Raw genomic sequence first — 13,688 nt, 5'->3', positions numbered from 1 at the left:
CTGTTTCCCGCCACCGGACGAATCGAGGGAGCGTGCCGCCGTGCGATTGATCGTGGGCATGACAGGGGCGACGGGTGCCGTGTTCGGCATCCGGCTGCTGGAAGCGCTGGCCGAACTGCCCGACGTGGAAACCCACCTGGTACTCAGCCGCTGGGCCCGGACCACGATCGAGCTGGAAACCGGCCGGTCCGCCCGCGAGGTGGCCGCGCTCGCCGACGAAACACACGCCCCGGAGAACCAGGGCGCCACGATCTCCTCCGGCTCCTTCCGGACCGACGGCATGATCATCGCGCCCTGCTCGATGAAGACACTCGCCGGGATCCGCGCGGGCTACGCCGAAGGGCTGGTCGCCCGGGCCGCCGATGTGGTCCTCAAGGAACGGCGCAGGCTGGTCCTGCTGCCGCGCGAGACCCCGCTCAGCGACATCCACCTGGAGAACATGCTCGCGCTGTCCCGGATGGGCGTGCGGATGGTGCCGCCCATGCCCGCCTTCTACAACCACCCGCGGTCGGTGGACGACATCGTCGACCACATCACGGCCCGGCTGCTCGACCAGTTCGACCTGCCCGCGCCCGCCGCCAAGCGCTGGGCGGGCATGCGCGCCGCGCGCCCCGCTTCGTAAGAACGCGCGCCCCGCTTCGTAAGAAAGGAGTTCCCATGGCCTATGACGACCTCCGCGGCTTCCTCGAAGCCCTCGAAAAGGAGGGCCAGCTGCTGCGCGTCCCCGACGAGGTGATGCCGGAGCCGGACATCGCCGCCGCCGCCAACGCCGCCCCGCGGCTGGGCGACCACGCCCCCGCGCTGTACTTCGACAACGTCAAGGGCTTCACCGACGCGCGCATCGCGCTCAATGTGCACGGCTCCTGGGCCAATCACGCGCTCGCCCTCGGCCTGCCCAAAGAGACCGGCACCAAGGAGCAGGTCGAGGAGTTCATCCGCCGCTGGGACACCTTCCCGGTCGCCCCGGAGTGGCGCGAGGACCCGCCGTGGGCCGAGAACACCCTGGAGGGCGAGGACGCCGACATCTTCCGGGTGCTGCCGCTGATCCGGCTCAACGACGGGGACGGCGGCTTCTACATCGACAAGGCCGCCGTCGTCTCCAAGGACCCCGCCGACCCCGAGCACAGCGGCAAGCAGAACGTCGGCATCTACCGCATCGAGGTCAAGGGCAGGCGGCGGCTCGCGATCCAGCCGGTGCCGATGCACGACATCGCGCAGCATCTGCACACCGCCGAGGAGCGGGGCGAGGACCTGCCGGTGGCCATCACGCTCGGCAACGAACCGGTGATCTCCATCGTCGCCTCCACCCCGATGGAGTACGACCAGAACGAGTACGAGCTGGCCGGTGCCCTGCGCGGCGCGCCCGCCCCGGTCGCGAAGGCCCCGCTCACCGGGCTGCCCGTGCCGTGGGGCAGCGAGGTGGTGATCGAAGGTGTCATCGAGGGCCGCAAGCGGGAGATCGAGGGCCCGTTCGGCGAGTTCACCGGACACTACTCCGGCGGCCGCACCATGCCGGTCATCCGCATCGACCGGATCTCGTACCGGACGCACCCCGTCTTCGAACACCTCTACCTCGGCATGCCGTGGACCGAGGTGGACTACCTGATCGCCGCCAACACGTGTGTGCCGCTGTACAAGCAGCTCACCCGGGACTTCCCGGAGGTGCGGGCGGTCAACGCGATGTACACCCACGGCCTGGTCGTCATCGTCTCCACCAAGAAGCGGTACGGCGGTTTCGCCAAGGCCGTCGGCATGCGGGTGCTGACCACCCCGCACGGGCTCGGCTACGCCGCCACCGTGATCGTGGTGGACGAGGACGTCGACCCGTTCAACCTGCCGCAGGTGATGTGGGCGCTGTCCACCAAGATGAACCCGGACAGCGATCTGGTCCAGGTCCCCGGCCTCCCGGTGCTCGAACTCGCCCCGCAGGCCCGCACACCCGGCATCACGGACAAGCTCGTCATCGACGCCACCACCCCCGTCTCCCCCGACCACCGCGGCAACTACGGCACCCAGGTGCGCGATCTGCCGGAGGCGGCCGAGTGGCTGACCCGGCTCCAGAAGCTCGCCGCCGCCCGCTGAACACCCTTGACGACACGGAAGGACCGAGATGTCCGACACCACTTCTCTGTGCCCGCGCTGCGCCCACGGGACGATCGAGCACATCTTCAGCTCGCCCGTCCCCGGTGTCTGGGAGGTGTTGCAGTGCGGACGGTGCCTCTACATGTGGCGCACCAGCGAACCCGCCCGCCGCACCCGGCGCGACGCCTACCCCGAGGAGTTCATGATGACGCCCGAGGACATCGGCGCCGCGCCGGAGGTACCGGCCGTGCCGCCGCTGCTCACGTCCGGAGCCTGAACGGCTACCAGGTGACCGGGAGTTCGTGGACGCCGTAGATCACCGCGTCGTACTTGAAGGGGACCTGGTCCAGATCCGTCGCCAGGCGCAGCGTGGGGATGCGGCGCAGCAGGGTCGGGTAGACCACCTGGAGTTCCATGCGGGCCAGCGGCTGGCCGAGGCAGTGGTGGGTGCCCGATCCGAAGGCCTGGTGGCTGCGGGCGTCGCGGTCGATGTCGAACCGGTCCGGGTCGGGGAAGACGGACGGGTCCCGGTTGGCCAGTTCGCCGAGCAGGATCACGCCCTCACCGGCCCGGATGGTGCGCCCGGCGATCTCGATGTCCTCCAGGACCGTCCGGCGGCGTCCGAGGTGGACGACGCTGAGGTAGCGCAGGAGTTCCTCGACCGCGGAGGCGATCACCTTGGGATCGTCGGTGTCGCGGACCCGGGCGAGCTGATCGGGGTGTTCGAGCAGCAGCAGCGTCCCCAGGGTGATCATGTTGGCGGTGGTCTCGTGCCCGCCGAGGAGCAGCAGCACGCCCATCGCAACCGCTTCGCGGCGGGTCAGCTCACCGGCGTGGATCTGCTTGCCGAGGCTGGAGAGCAGATCGTCACCGGGCTCGGTGAGCTTGGCGTCCAGGAGCTGGTCCAGGTATCCGTTCAGGTTGCCGTGGGCGGCCTGCCGCTCCTGGGGCGTGACCACGGCGGAGACCAGGACCTTGCTGTTGGTCTGGAAGAACTCGTGGTCCTCGTAGGGGACGCCGAGCAGTTCGGAGATCACCAGGGACGGGACCGGCAGGGCGAGGGCCTGGACCAGGTCGGCGGGTTTCGGCCCGGCCAGCATGCGCGTGATGAAGTCGTCCACCATCCCCTGCACGACCGGGCGCATCGCCTCGACCCGCTTGATGGTGAACGCGCCGCTGACCATGCGGCGCAGCCGGGCGTGCTCCGGATCGTCCATCCCGACGAAGCTCAGGTCGGTGGCGCCGTGTTCGCCGCCCGAGTGGTCGACGGGGCTGGGGAAGCCGGGGTGGGAGAAGTCCGCGCTCAGCCGGGGGTCGGAGAGCAGCGCCTTCTGCTCGGCGTGGCTGGTCACCACCCACGGGGTGGTGTCGCCCCAGGACCGGACCCGGGTCAGCGGGCCCCACTGGGCCAGGCCGCGCAGCTCCGGGGACGGGTCGAAGGGGCAGGCGGCGGCTCTCGGGTGGGGGAACTGGGGGATCTCGGCCGACGCGTCGTCGGCCACGGGTGCGGTGGTCATGGTCTTCCTCCGGTGGGCGTTCGGGGGTGGCCGGTCACGCGCCGACGGCGATCGCGGCCGCGGGCGGTTGGGCGAGCAGGGCCTGGCGGTGCAGTCGGGTCTGCTTGGGCATGTTCCAGCCGAGGACGCCGGTGATCCGGCCGTGGCGGCGGTACTGGGCGACGAACCGGCGGTCCTCCACCGCGCCCTCCACGACGGCCACTTCGGCGTCGGGGGCCGGCCGCCCGTGCACATGGATCTTGGCGTCGAACTGGTCCGTCCAGAAGTACGGGACCGGGGTGTAGGGCTTCTCCTCGCCGAGGATGTTCCCGGCGACGGCGGCCGCCTGCTCCACGGCGTTGGTCCGGTTCTCCAGCCGCAGCAGGGCGCCGATGCCCGTGTGGTGCCAGCGCGCCACGTCGCCCACGGTGTAGATCCCGTCCGCGGCCCGGCAGTACGCGTCGCACACCACCCCGTTGTCCAGGGTCAGGCCGCTGCCGATGAGCCAGCCGGTCTCGGGGGCGGCGCCGACCGCGATCACGGCCACGTCGGCAGGCAGCACCTCGCCATCGGCCAGACGTACGCCACTGACCCTGCCCTCATGTGCCGTCAGGCCACAGACTGCGGTGCCGAGCCGCAGGGCCACGCCCTGTTCGGCGTGGACAGCGGCGAGCAACTCCGCGACGCGGGGCCCGAACTGGGCGGCCATCGGGGCGGGTTGGGGCCCGGCGAGGGAGACGTCCACGCCCATGGTGCGCGCGGTGGCGGCGATCTCGGCGCCGAGCACCCCGTCGCCGACGACCACGGCCCGGGTCGCGGTCAGCAGGTCCGCCCGCAGCGCCGCCGCGTCGTCCAGCGAGCGCAAGACGTGAACCCCGGCCAGACCGTCCTGCCCGGGCAGCGTCCGGGGGCGCACCCCGGTGGCGATGACCACGGCGTCCGCCGTCAGGACGCGCCCGGACGCGGTACGGACGGTGCGCGCCGCGGCATCCAGGGAGACGGCCGGATCGCCGAGGAGGAACGCGGCGTCCAGCGCGTCCAGGGCATCCTGGGGCCGCAGCCGGGCCCGCTCGGGTTCCCAGGCTCCGGCGAGCACCTGCTTGGACAGCGGCGGCCGGTCGTAGGGCGCGTGCGGTTCGGCGCCCAGCACGGTGATCTTTCCCCGGTAGCCCTTGCGCCGCAGGGACTCGGCGGTGCCGAGCCCGGCGGCGGAGGCACCGGCGATCAGCACGCTCGACGGCGGGTTCACGCGGTCCCGCTCAGGTGTATCGCGGCGGTCGGGCAGACGCCCGCGGCCTCGCGGACCGCCGCGTGCTGCTCCTCGGCGGGCTCGGCGTCGAGCAGGAGCACGATGCCGTCCTCGTCGCGCTGGTCGAACACCTCGGGCGCGATCAGCACGCACTGGCCGGCGGCGCAGCACTTCGCCTCATCAACGGTGATCTTCATGTGCGGTTCTCCTCGGAGGTGGAACGGCGGGGTGTGACGGGCGCGAGAAGCAGCCCGGTGATGGCGTCGGTCAGCGCGTCGGCGGTGTCCTCCCAGGACGGCTGTCGCGCACCGGTCCCATCGGCGAGGGCGCGCTCGCGTTCGGCGCAGGTATGGGTGATCAACTGGCGGGCCATGTCGCCGCGTTGGGCCCGCGTCTCGGCGGACAGGAAGCCGAGGCAGCCGCCCAGTCCCTGGAGGATCTCCCACAGGGGCTCCCGGGTGAGGGCCTCTTCGGTGACGATCGCGCGCAGGACGGGGTCGGTCATCACCTGGACGGCGAACCGGGCGTGCCAGGAGGGGACGCCCAGGGTGGCCAGGTGCTCGGGGGCGGGCCGCACCAGACAGGCGACCCAGTCCCGGACCTCGCGGCTGCCGCGGGCCTCGTCCAGCATCCGCTGCCGGATGGCGTCGATGGCCGCGGAGTGCTTGCCCATGATGGCGCGCACCAGATCCGCGCGGGTGCCGAAGTGGTAGCCGACGGCGGCGACGTTGCCCTGTCCGGCGGCCTCGCTGATCTGCCGGTTGGACACCGCGACCAGCCCGCGTTCGGCGTAGAGCCGCTCCGCCGCGGCCATGATCGCCTCACGGGTCTCGGCGGCGCGATCGGTGTGCGCCGTTCTGCTCCGGACACCGGACACGGTGGCCTCCTCACTCGATGGTGCTGAGCTGTGGAGGCCACGTTAAAACACATGAATTAAATAAAGCAACTGATTGAAGAAACTGATCTCCCCAGCGGGAATCAGCGCCCGGGCGCGGGCGGGCGACAGCGCAGGGCGGTCACCGGGCCGGACAGCCGGGTGGGCCCCGCGGCGTGCGGAAGGAGCACGGTCTCCCCCTCCGCCACCTCAAGCGGCGGTCCGGAGGCGCAGGTCAGCGTCCCGGCGCCGGTGAGGCAGACCAGCACCGAGAAGCCCGCGTCCAGCGTGGCCGCCGGTTCGCCCCGGCACAGCTCGGCGCGGAAGTAGGGGTCGGCGTCCGCCGGGAGCACGCTCCCGGTGCCGACCGCCGCGCCCGGTCCGCGCAGCCGGTCCAGCGCGGCGGCGGACAGGCCCCGGCGGTCGACTCCGCCGAGGGCCAGGTCGAAGCCGAGGCCGAGATGGCCCTCGGCGGCGCCGTCGATCGCGAACCCCTCCCACTCCAGCAGCACGGAGAAGTCGGTCGGCTCCTGGAGTTCCACCAGCAGCACCCCGGCGCCGATCGCATGCGGCATCCCCGCCGGGCACAGCAGCGCGTCACCGGGGGCGACCGGCACCCGGTGGACGGCGTCCAGCATCGCGCCCGCGTCACCGGAAGCGACCCACCCCGCCAGCTCGCGGGCGGTGACGTCGCGGGCGAAGCCGAGCCGGACCTCGGCGCCGGGTGCGGCGTCGAGGACGTACCACGCCTCGGTCTTGCCGTGCGCGCTGCCCAGGTGGGCACGGGCGAACGCGCGGTCGGGGTGGGTGTGCAGCGGCAGCCGCTGACCGGCGTCCAGCAGCTTGACCAGCAGCCCGGTGTCGGCCCCGTACGCCGCCGTGTGCTCCGGCCCCAGCCAGGCGCCAGGGTCGGCGGCCACCGCGTCGGCCAGCCGGGGGCCGCCGGGCAGCGTGGTCAGCCCGGCCGGGGACCGGGCGAAGCGGGAGGTGGTCGAGGCGACCCAGTCCTCGGGGCGGTAGCCGTCGCCGGTCGGCGCGGTGCGCCGGAAGCGGGCGATGGCGCCGGAGTCGCGGTAGAAGGAGCGCGGCTGATTCGGCGTCAGCGGGACGGGCGCGGCGGCGGGCGCGGCGATCATGCGGGGCTTCTCCCGGTCGGATACGACCGTACGGACGGGTCGGGGCCGGAGGCGTCGGGGCCGGAGGCGTCGGGGCCGGAGGGGTCGGAGCCGGAGGGGTCGGGGCCGGAGGGGTCGGAGCCGGAGGGGTCGGGGCCGGAGGCGGGGAGCGGCGGCGGGTCAGGGGCGCCCGCCGCTCCCCGCCGGGGTTCCACGACGGGGTGTCAGGCGGCGGGGTGCCAGTCGTGGAACCAGCCCTCGGGCAGGCGGTCCAGCGCCTGGTCGAGGGAGCGTCCCGGGAGGAACGGGCGGCCGTGCTCGCGGATGACCGCGTTCAGCTCGTCCAGCCGCCCCCGGGCCTGTTCGATGCCCTGGGCGCGCTCGGCCGGGTCATGGGTGGAGACGGCGTCGCGCCAGATGGACCGGCCCGCCAGATAGCCGCACGCCCCGGCCTGCGCGGAGATCCGCACCTGGGTACGGAAGTCCTCGTAGCCGACGCCCGCGGACAGGATCACCCACGGGACGTGCACCGAGGAGTCCAGCTCCTTGCACGCCGCGGCGGCCGCCTCGCGGCCCTGCTCGGTGTCGACGTAGCCGGGGAACTCGACCTTGAGCATGTCGACCCCGAGCCGGTCCGCCTCCACGGCCGACTCGATGATGCCCGCGACCCGGCGCTCCTTCCACTCCGCCGAGGACGGGTCCTCGCCGGGCAGCGGGTACCAGATGGGCTCGACGACCAGCGGAAGGCTCAGCTCCGCGCACTCGTCCACCAGGTCGCGCACCACCTGGCGCTGGTGTTCGACGGTGGCCGGGTCGCCGTCCGGGCGGTACCACCACAGCAGCTTGGCCACATCGGTGCCGGCCAGCTTGATCTGCCGGGTGGACCAGCCCTCGCGGTGCCGGGTGCGGCGCGGCCCCTCGGGGATGCTGTAGTCCTCGTCCTCGATGCTGGCCATCAGGCCGACGTCCCGCGGCACGGCGCCGCTCGCGGTGAGGTGGCCGATGCCGTAGTGGGCGTCGAGGAGCACGGCGGTCACGCTGGGCGCGACCGCGCGGATGACGGCGTCCTTCGCCCGGACCACGTCCGCGAAGCCCACCGTGGAGGGGTCCGGGGCGAGCAGTTCGGCGAAGTCCGAGAGGTGGTCGAGGGCGCAGATCAGGAAGAATCCGTCCTCGCTGGTCACACGGGTCAGTCCGCGCAGCTTGCCCGGGTCGGTGGTCAGGTCAGGCGTGGTCATCGGGGTCCTTTCGGATACGGGTCGGGGCACAGCCGGAGTGGAGCGAGCGGGCGAGCAGCAGCCCGCCCACGAACGTGTCACCGAGGCCGATGGTGGCCGCGGGGTGGCTGAGGTGGGGCGCGGGGACACAGTCCGCGCGCAGCCCCTCCCCCAGCGGCCCGTCGGCCGGGCGGTCCTCGGTGTAGTCGGCCGCCGGTGGCGGCTCCAGGTCGGCGGCGGGGGCGCCGCGCGCGGCCCGCGCGGCGGCGAGCAGGCTGCCCGTCATCAGCGCGTTCCGCTGTTCGGTGGGATCGCCGCGGTGGACGGCGAGCACCCAGCCGTCCGCGTGCACACACACCCGGTCCAGGTGGTACGCGGTGGCGAAATGGGCCGCGGCCGTGACGGGCGAGGTGCGGGCCGAAGGACCGGCGAGCGCGGCGAGTTCGGACAGGCTCATGCCGACGGAGTCGGCGAGCGGGGCGTACTCGTCGCATCCCGCGCGCAGGGCGTGGACGCTGGCGAACTCGGCGAGTTCGAGGTGGAGCAGCGGCAGTCCGCCGTCCCGCCAGGTGTGGACGACCTCGGTGAGCCAGGCCCGGTCGGCGGGCCCGGTGCCGTCCTCGGGCAGCCCGTTCATGCCGGACAGCAGCCCCGCCGCGGCGGTGCGGGCCAGTTCGCCGGAGCGGGCGGCGAACCACTCGTCGCGCTCGATCCCGTCGTCCATGAACCGCAGGATGATCCGCGAGGAGCGGGGCAGTCCGTCGGGCAGGCCGGGCGCGGGGGTGCCCGCGGCGAACTCCAGGATGCTGTGCGGCTGTTTGGCCGCCCCCGGTCCGCCCGGCCGGGTCACGGGTGCGTCGGCGCCGGTCAGCCGCCCGGCCGGGGCGGTGCCTTCGACCGTGCACAGCGTCACGTCGGGGTGGAGCACCGCGAGTTGCTCCGCACTGCGGTCGGCCAGCGGGACGACGCTGGGCGCGCCGAGAACGGCGAGCGCCCAGGCGGCCTGCGGTCCGGTGCCGCCGAGCTGCACCCGGTCGGGCGCGCCGAGCAGCGTGCCCACCCAGCCGGTGCCGCCGGGCCACGGTACGGCGATCTCGCCGCCGTGGCCGTGCCGGATGCGGCCGACGACCTCGGCGGCGACCTCACCGGCGGGCCCGGCCGCGGTGGTCCAAGCGGCGAGGGCGGAGATCCGGTCGGGGTCCATCCGGTAGACGTGGTCGACGCAGGCGCTGAAGCCGGCGAGTACGGGTGCGGCCTGCCGGGCCCCGGCGCGGACCCGGTCGGCCAGCGCGCGGTACCGCTCGGCCCACAGCTCGTCGCGGGCGACGACGCGCGGGATGGAGAGGCCGGTGCGGGAGGTCACTCCTTCACCGCCCCGGAGGTGATGCCGGCGACGATGCGGCGCTGGAAGAGCATGACGATCAGCACCAGCGGCAGGGTGACCACGACGGACGCGGCGGCCATGTCGCCCCAGGGGACGAAGTACTGGGACTGGAAGCCCGCGATGCCGACCGGCACGGTCTGGTGCTCGGGCGAGGAGGTGAAGGCCAGCGCGAGCATGAACTCGTTCCAGTTGGTGATGAAGCCGAGCATTCCGGCGGCCGCGATCCCGGGCAGCGCGAGTGGCAGGATCACGCTGCGCAGGGTGCGCAGCAGCCCCGCGCCGTCGATGGCCGCGGCCTCGTCCAGCTGGGTGGGCAGCGACCGGAAGTGCGCGTACAGGACGAAGATCATCAGCGGCAGGGCGAGCCCCACGTACGAACCGGAGAGACCCGTATAGGTGTCGAGCAGCCCCAGGGAGTTGAGCACCAGATAGAGCGGGACGACGATCGAGATCTGCGGGAACATCGACAGGCCGAGGACGACGGCGAGCACCACGCCCTTGCCGGGCACCGGCAGCCGGGCGAGCGCATAGGTGGCCAGCGCCGCCAGCAGCAGTCCGATCGCGGTCGCGGTGACCGTGACGATGACGCTGTTGACCAGGTACTTGCTGAACTCGTAGTCGGTGAAGACGGCCCGGTAGTGCTCCAGCGTGCCCGGGATGGGCAGCCAGTGCGGGGTCACCGAGGACAGATCGCGGTCCCGCTGGAACGAGGTGCTGAGCTGCCACAGGAACGGGGCGACGGACCAGAGCACGACGGCGGTGACGGCGGCCCGGAACAGCACCCGGCGGGTCAGGGCCCGGCGGCGGGCCCGGATGGCGGCGGGCGCGGCGGGGACCGGCGCGGGGATGGCGGTCATGGCTCAGCCCTCCAGGGCGCGGTAGCGCCGGCTCAGGTAGTAGGCGAAGCCCGCGGCGATGAGCACCTCGGTGATGAACGCGGCGGTGGCTATCATCGAGCCGTAGCCCAGCTCGAGGCCCGAGAACAGGGTCTTGTAGCCGAAGGTGGACAGCGTCTCGGTGGAGTCCGCCGGTCCGCCGCCGGTGAGGACGTACGGCAGGTCGAAGACGCGGAAGGCGTCGAGGACCCGGATCAGGGCGGCGATCAGCAAGGCGGGCGCGATCACCGGCAGGGTGACGGAACGGAAGGTGCACCAGGGCGAGGCGCCGTCGATCTTCGCGGACTCGCCCAGTTCCCTCGGCACGGTCTGGAGCGCGGCGAGCACCAGCAGCGCCATGAACGGGGTGGTCTTCCAGATGTCGGCGAGCCCGATGGTGGCCAGGGCGGTGTGCGGATCGCCGAGGAAGTTGATGTAGCCGTCGGTCAGGTGGAGGCGGGTCAGCAGGTAGTTGGCGACACCGGACTGGCCGTCGAAGATCCAGCCGAACATACGCGAGGTGACGACGGTGGGGATGGCCCACGGGATGAGCACGGCGGCGCGGGCCCAGCCGCGGCCGCGGAAGGACTGGTGCAGCACGAGGGCGAAGCCGATGCCGAGCGCGGTCTCCACCAGGGTGGTGCCGAAGGCGAAGGCCACCGTGCGCCACCAGGCGTTCCAGAACAGGTCGTCGCCGAGCAGCCGGGACAGGTTGGCGGTGCCGGTGAAGTGCGATCCGGTGGAGAAACCCGCGTCGTGGAGGGACAGCCACAGGGTGCGCAGCACCGGGTAGAGGGAGACGGCGAGGACGGCGGCGAGCGCGGGCGCCAGCAGGACGATGCCCGTCAGGCGCGGGCCCGCGGACGAGGACTCGCGCAGCGGGAGGCGGCGGCGCGGGTCCTCCTGACCCGGCGTGAGCTGCGGCTGCTCCAGGGAGGGGGCGCGGTGCTTGCCGCGCAGCGGGGTGTGGCCGGGCGTTCTGTGGAAGAAGGCGAGGTGGCCCATCAGACGATCGCCTCCAGGTCGCGCCGGGCGGAGCGGAGGGTGCCGCGCACATCGCCGTAGACCAGGGCGCGGGAGACCGCGGACTGGAGGGCGAGGCTGACCCGGGAGTAGTGGGGAGTGACCGGGCGGGGCACTCCGTTGCCGAACGCCTCCTTCAGCTTGACCATCGCGGGCTGGCCCTTGGCCAGCTTCTTCTCGTCGTAGACCGAGACGCGGGAGGGGGCGTTGCCGAAGTCGAGCGCGAAGGCGAGCTGTGCTTCGGTGCCGGCGAGCCAGTGCAGGAAGTCCATGGCACCTTCCTTGTTGCGGGATCCCTCCGCGACGCCGAGCTGGTAGCCGCCGAGGCAGGAGGAGGACGTGCCGCCGGGGAAACTGGGCAGCGGGGCGACGTCGACCTTGCCGACGACCTTGGACTGGTCCGGGTTCTGGGACACGCCGTAGACATAGCTCCAGTGCCGCATCATCCCGACCCGGCCCGCGGTGAACGGGCGGCGGCTGGGCTCCTCGTCCCACGAGAACACCTCGGACGGGCTGACCTTGTAGCGGTACACCAGGTCGCGCATGAACTGGACGGCCTCGACGCACGCGGGGCTGTCCACGCGGACCGCGCCCGAGGGGTCGATGATGCGGCCGCGGTTGGAGGCGATGAACTCGACCAGGTCGCAGAGGAGGATCTCGGCCTGCTTGGCCTGCCACAGATAGCCCATGGGCACCCGGCGGTGCTGCATCTCGGCCGCGGTGTCGGCCAGTTCGTGCCAGTCGGTCGGCGGCTTGCGGCCGAGTGCGCGCATCAGGTCGGTGCGGTAGTAGAGGCCGCCCGCGTCGACGTACCAGGGCAGGGCGACGAGACGGCCCCGATAGGTGCACGCCTCGACCACACCGGGGAAGAAGGAGCGCCGCAGGCTTGCGGAGACGTCCCGGTCCAGGGGGTGCACCCAGCCCGCGGCGGCCAGCTCGGCGATCCACACCACGTCCTGGGCGAAGACGTCGACCGTGCCGTCCTTGCGGGCCAGCAGCTGGGTGAGCTGCTGATGGCATTCGGTGCTGGAACTGGGCGGCGGCAGATTGCGGACGGTCACCCGGTAGCGGCTCTGGGCGGTGTTGTAGCGGTCGGCGAACGACTGCATACCGGCCGCGCCTCCGGTGAACGCCGCGCAGGCGAAGGTGAGTTCGGTCCGCCGGCCGCCACCGCCGCCCACCCGCCGGGCCGGTTCGTCACCCCCGCAGGCGCTGAGCAGCGGCGTGGCGGCGAGCGCGCCGAGGGCTGCGGCGCCGGTGGAGAGTGCCCGGCGGCGGGTCCACGGTGGCTCGGGTGGGGTGGGTGGGTGTGGCTCCACGGCGACTCCCTTGACGCGGCACAGAAGCTATGCAGGAGGGGTACGCAGAAAGACGTACAAAGAAGCGCTGGTTTATGCGGCTCTTTGCTGCAAGCTACGGCGGCCACCCCCACCGGTCAAGGGTTGTGCTGCGGGTTCTTGCGGTATGGTGCGAGAATCTGCTGTGTTGCGCAGCGTCGAGAAGGGGGCCACACGATGACGTCAGCAGAGGGGACCCGGGCCGCGAACCTGCCCGCGCGCCGCCGGGCCGACCTCACCGCCTTCATCCAGCAGCGCGGCCAGGCCACCATCGGGGAGCTGGCGAAGGAGTTCGCCGTCTCGGTGGACACCGTACGGCGTGACCTGGACCATCTGGCCGCGCGCGGCCTGGTGGCACGCACCCACGGCGGGGCGGTGCCGGGCGGCGAGCTGGCCACGGCCGACAGCCCGGTGGCGGACCGGATGAACGAGCGCCGGGAGGCCAAGGAGGCCATCGGGACCGCCGCCGCCCGTCTGGTGCGGGACAACGAGACGCTGCTCGTCAACGGCGGCACCACGGTGCTCTCGGCGGTGGCCGCGCTCGGCGGCCACCGGGGGCTGACGATCGTCACCAACAATCTGCGGGTGCCGGGGATGGTCCCGGTGCAGGCCCTGCGCGATCTGTTCGTCCTCGGCGGCGGCTGCCGGACCACCGCACTGGTGACCATCGGCCCGATCCGCTTCCCGGACACCGCCGGGGTGAGCGCGGACACCGCCCTCATCGCGGTGGGCGGGGTCAGCGCCTCGGGGCTTTCGGTGTCCAACATCCCGGAGGCCCAGATGATCCAGGAGATGATGGACTCCGCGTCCCGGGTCGTGGTGCTGGCGGACTCGGCCAAGTTCGAGCGCCGGGCGCTGGCCCGGATCTGCCCGCTCAGCCGCATCGACGTGCTGGTCAGCGAGCGGCCGCCCAGTGGTGAGCTGGCCCTCGCCCTCGACCGGGCCGAGGTCACCCTCGCCGGTCCGTACCTCCCCGAGGACGGCTGACCCCGCCGGGCGCACGGCTCCGGCGGGGTGCCCGGGGGTCTTCCACGGT

Annotated in this window: 15 protein-coding genes; 4 read left to right on the top strand and 11 right to left on the bottom strand. The window is 72.7% G+C overall.

Features of this window, described 5'->3' with window-relative positions; all coding sequences use genetic code 11:
- Positions 1-40: 40 nt before the first annotated feature.
- The 3 genes from HYQ63_RS40600 to HYQ63_RS40590 are packed head-to-tail and all read left to right on the top strand — an operon-like array spanning position 41 to position 2,359.
- Positions 41-622, top strand: a complete 582-nt coding sequence (locus HYQ63_RS40600) for a non-oxidative hydroxyarylic acid decarboxylases subunit B (protein WP_179938991.1) — start codon at positions 41-43, stop codon at positions 620-622.
- 35 nt (positions 623-657) lie between these two features.
- Positions 658-2,082, top strand: coding sequence for a non-oxidative hydroxyarylic acid decarboxylases subunit C (locus HYQ63_RS40595; protein WP_179938989.1), 1,425 nt, complete (start codon positions 658-660; stop codon positions 2,080-2,082).
- A gap of 28 nt (positions 2,083-2,110) precedes the next feature.
- The gene (locus HYQ63_RS40590; protein WP_179938987.1) at positions 2,111-2,359 is read left to right on the top strand and encodes a non-oxidative hydroxyarylic acid decarboxylases subunit D; all 249 of its coding nucleotides are present in this window, start codon (positions 2,111-2,113) and stop codon (positions 2,357-2,359) included.
- Positions 2,360-2,363: 4 nt separating this feature from the next.
- On the opposite strand, the gene HYQ63_RS40585 is transcribed toward HYQ63_RS40590, so the two are convergent.
- The 11 genes from HYQ63_RS40585 to HYQ63_RS40535 form a co-directional block, all read right to left on the bottom strand.
- Positions 2,364-3,599: a cytochrome P450 gene (locus tag HYQ63_RS40585; RefSeq protein WP_179938985.1), complete on the bottom strand. Its 1,236-nt coding sequence runs from the start codon at positions 3,597-3,599 to the stop codon at positions 2,364-2,366.
- Between the two features lie 34 nt (positions 3,600-3,633).
- Positions 3,634-4,827, bottom strand: coding sequence for an NAD(P)/FAD-dependent oxidoreductase (locus tag HYQ63_RS40580; protein WP_179938983.1), 1,194 nt, complete (start codon positions 4,825-4,827; stop codon positions 3,634-3,636).
- Complete coding sequence (locus tag HYQ63_RS40575) at positions 4,824-5,024, bottom strand: ferredoxin (protein ID WP_179938981.1); 201 nt, start codon at positions 5,022-5,024, stop codon at positions 4,824-4,826. Before HYQ63_RS40575 ends, HYQ63_RS40580 begins: the two co-directional genes overlap by 4 nt.
- Entirely contained in the window at positions 5,021-5,704 is a 684-nt protein-coding gene (locus tag HYQ63_RS40570; RefSeq protein WP_179938979.1) for a TetR/AcrR family transcriptional regulator, read from the bottom strand. The genes HYQ63_RS40575 and HYQ63_RS40570 overlap by 4 nt, the downstream gene beginning before the upstream one ends.
- Before the next feature lie 101 nt (positions 5,705-5,805).
- The gene (locus HYQ63_RS40565) at positions 5,806-6,837 is read right to left on the bottom strand and encodes a class I mannose-6-phosphate isomerase (protein WP_179938977.1); all 1,032 of its coding nucleotides are present in this window, start codon (positions 6,835-6,837) and stop codon (positions 5,806-5,808) included.
- Positions 6,834-7,031 carry a hypothetical protein gene (locus tag HYQ63_RS40560; protein WP_179938976.1) on the bottom strand — a complete coding sequence of 66 codons (198 nt, stop codon included), beginning with the start codon at positions 7,029-7,031 and terminating at the stop codon, positions 6,834-6,836. The genes HYQ63_RS40565 and HYQ63_RS40560 overlap by 4 nt, the downstream gene beginning before the upstream one ends.
- 9 nt (positions 7,032-7,040) lie before the next feature.
- Positions 7,041-8,054, bottom strand: coding sequence for a tagatose 1,6-diphosphate aldolase (locus HYQ63_RS40555; protein WP_179938974.1), 1,014 nt, complete (start codon positions 8,052-8,054; stop codon positions 7,041-7,043).
- The gene (locus tag HYQ63_RS40550) at positions 8,041-9,396 is read right to left on the bottom strand and encodes an ADP-dependent glucokinase/phosphofructokinase (protein ID WP_179938972.1); all 1,356 of its coding nucleotides are present in this window, start codon (positions 9,394-9,396) and stop codon (positions 8,041-8,043) included. Before HYQ63_RS40550 ends, HYQ63_RS40555 begins: the two co-directional genes overlap by 14 nt.
- On the bottom strand, positions 9,393-10,274 hold the full coding sequence (locus tag HYQ63_RS40545) for a carbohydrate ABC transporter permease (RefSeq protein ID WP_179938970.1): 882 nt from the start codon (positions 10,272-10,274) through the stop codon (positions 9,393-9,395). The genes HYQ63_RS40550 and HYQ63_RS40545 overlap by 4 nt, the downstream gene beginning before the upstream one ends.
- Positions 10,275-10,277: 3 nt before the next feature.
- Positions 10,278-11,297 (bottom strand): carbohydrate ABC transporter permease, encoded by a 1,020-nt coding sequence (locus tag HYQ63_RS40540; RefSeq protein WP_257232478.1) that lies wholly within the window; start codon positions 11,295-11,297, stop codon positions 10,278-10,280.
- Positions 11,297-12,634 carry an ABC transporter substrate-binding protein gene (locus HYQ63_RS40535; protein ID WP_179938968.1) on the bottom strand — a complete coding sequence of 446 codons (1,338 nt, stop codon included), beginning with the start codon at positions 12,632-12,634 and terminating at the stop codon, positions 11,297-11,299. Before HYQ63_RS40535 ends, HYQ63_RS40540 begins: the two co-directional genes overlap by 1 nt.
- Positions 12,635-12,829: 195 nt before the next feature.
- On the opposite strand from HYQ63_RS40535, the gene HYQ63_RS40530 reads away from it, so the two are divergent.
- Positions 12,830-13,639: a DeoR/GlpR family DNA-binding transcription regulator gene (locus tag HYQ63_RS40530; protein WP_063734729.1), complete on the top strand. Its 810-nt coding sequence runs from the start codon at positions 12,830-12,832 to the stop codon at positions 13,637-13,639.
- Positions 13,640-13,688: the final 49 nt, after the last annotated feature.

This window comes from Streptomyces sp. Rer75 (assembly GCF_013414305.1).
Taxonomy (GTDB): Bacteria; Actinomycetota; Actinomycetes; order Streptomycetales; family Streptomycetaceae; genus Streptomyces; species Streptomyces himastatinicus.
This window is presented reverse-complemented; position numbering and strand designations above follow the sequence as displayed.

What these genes read in the sequence shown, in the direction of transcription:
- HYQ63_RS40595 (WP_179938989.1), top strand. Translation starts at nt 658, where the DNA reads ATGGCCTATGACGACCTCCGCGGCTTCCTCGAAGCCCTCGAAAAGGAG.
- HYQ63_RS40590 (WP_179938987.1), top strand. Translation starts at nt 2,111, where the DNA reads ATGTCCGACACCACTTCTCTGTGCCCGCGCTGCGCCCACGGGACGATC.
- HYQ63_RS40585 (WP_179938985.1), bottom strand. Translation starts at nt 3,599, where the DNA reads ATGACCACCGCACCCGTGGCCGACGACGCGTCGGCCGAGATCCCCCAG.
- HYQ63_RS40575 (WP_179938981.1), bottom strand. Translation starts at nt 5,024, where the DNA reads ATGAAGATCACCGTTGATGAGGCGAAGTGCTGCGCCGCCGGCCAGTGC.
- HYQ63_RS40565 (WP_179938977.1), bottom strand. Translation starts at nt 6,837, where the DNA reads ATGATCGCCGCGCCCGCCGCCGCGCCCGTCCCGCTGACGCCGAATCAG.
- HYQ63_RS40555 (WP_179938974.1), bottom strand. Translation starts at nt 8,054, where the DNA reads ATGACCACGCCTGACCTGACCACCGACCCGGGCAAGCTGCGCGGACTG.
- HYQ63_RS40545 (WP_179938970.1), bottom strand. Translation starts at nt 10,274, where the DNA reads ATGACCGCCATCCCCGCGCCGGTCCCCGCCGCGCCCGCCGCCATCCGG.
- HYQ63_RS40540 (WP_257232478.1), bottom strand. Translation starts at nt 11,297, where the DNA reads ATGGGCCACCTCGCCTTCTTCCACAGAACGCCCGGCCACACCCCGCTG.
- HYQ63_RS40530 (WP_063734729.1), top strand. Translation starts at nt 12,830, where the DNA reads ATGACGTCAGCAGAGGGGACCCGGGCCGCGAACCTGCCCGCGCGCCGC.